At 60.5% G+C, this 1,205-nt stretch carries 1 protein-coding gene and 1 pseudogene; both read right to left on the bottom strand.

Annotated elements, in window-relative coordinates; genetic code table 11:
• Positions 1-267: 267 nt before the first annotated feature.
• Positions 268-579, bottom strand: coding sequence for a type II toxin-antitoxin system RelE/ParE family toxin (locus FJ548_RS29695; protein WP_140779800.1), 312 nt, complete (start codon positions 577-579; stop codon positions 268-270).
• A gap of 7 nt (positions 580-586) precedes the next feature.
• Positions 587-850: pseudogene (locus FJ548_RS29690) on the bottom strand (type II toxin-antitoxin system ParD family antitoxin); the annotation flags it as partial.
• Between the last annotated feature and the right edge of the window lie 355 nt (positions 851-1,205).

Raw genomic sequence — 1,205 nt, 5'->3', positions numbered from 1 at the left:
CGGCGCACCGCCCTCGTTCGTGAGGCGTATATAGTCGCCGCCAACCAGAACTGTCAACACCACTCGACCAAGTTTTTTCGATTTCTCGCGAGGATATCCACGGGGTCGAAATTCGTGAGTTGGCTTGGCCGAATTTTGGCCGGAAATTCCGGTGCCGGCATTTCGGTGATGCGCGTCACAACCTCGGCTCCGAGCGTGTACGGAGGCTCTGAAATTGCGTGTCGCGGCTAGCGGGATCTCGACTGTGACGCCTCCGAATCCCGCGGATCAGAGCCGTTCCTCAAGCAATTCCGGAGTGATGTTGCGGCCGGCATAGAAGATGCCCAGGATCAGCACCCGCCCACCCTCGACGGCGAAAGCGAGACTGACGGCGCGCCGGTAGCCGATGATCCGCAGCCCAGGCATGATTTCGAGCCGTTCGGTGCCTCGCTGTGGAAAAGTCGATAGGCCCAGGCGGTGATCGCGGATACCCACAACGAAATTCCAGGCGATCGCGGGCGACGCGCGCTCGGCTATATCGTCATAGAGCTGTTCCAGCTCGGCTTCCGCGCTGGGATGGAAAACAATCCGGTACTCCATCCCCTACTTTGGCTTTCGCCTGCTTCGCACGATGACGCGCCTCGATCCGAGAGAAAACCGTCTCGGCAGGAATACCCTTCGCCGGATCCTGCTGGAGCTCGGTCAGCCGCGCCGGGATCTCCTCGCGCAGCCACTTTTCCCGCTCCGCCTCGAAATCATCGAGCATGCGCAGGCCGGCGCGGACAACCTCACTGGCATTGTTGTAGCGGCCTGATTCGAGTTGCTTCCTGATGAAGCGTTCGTAATGGTCGTTCAGAGCGTAATTGGGCATGGCGACCTCATGGAGAGAAGGTGGGTCGCAGGAATATAGCAATAGATGTCAACAATTGCCAGAATTGGCCGGTCTTGCCGGGCTCTGCCTTTGCTTCGATCGCCTCGCGGGGACAGGCCACGTCGCAGTGCGTCGACATCCACGTCGCCGTCGACCCGAACATGACGGCCACCGCCGAATTCGATCTTGATGATGCCACTCTTCCGACGCCGGCGCCCTAGTTTCGGCGGCGTTTCCATCACCGGCGGCGCTGCCGCAGCCGGCACATCGCGACCGGCACTAGAGCAGAATCTGATCACTCTGGCTCGTAACCTGCGGCGCTGAAGTAGTTTGTGCATTGCTCGGCGGTGAAGCG

The sequence above is a fragment of the Mesorhizobium sp. B2-4-17 genome (assembly GCF_006441275.1).
Taxonomy (GTDB): Bacteria; Pseudomonadota; Alphaproteobacteria; order Rhizobiales; family Rhizobiaceae; genus Mesorhizobium.
Note: the sequence above shows the minus strand (reverse complement) of the source record. Positions and strands in the feature narration are given on the sequence as shown.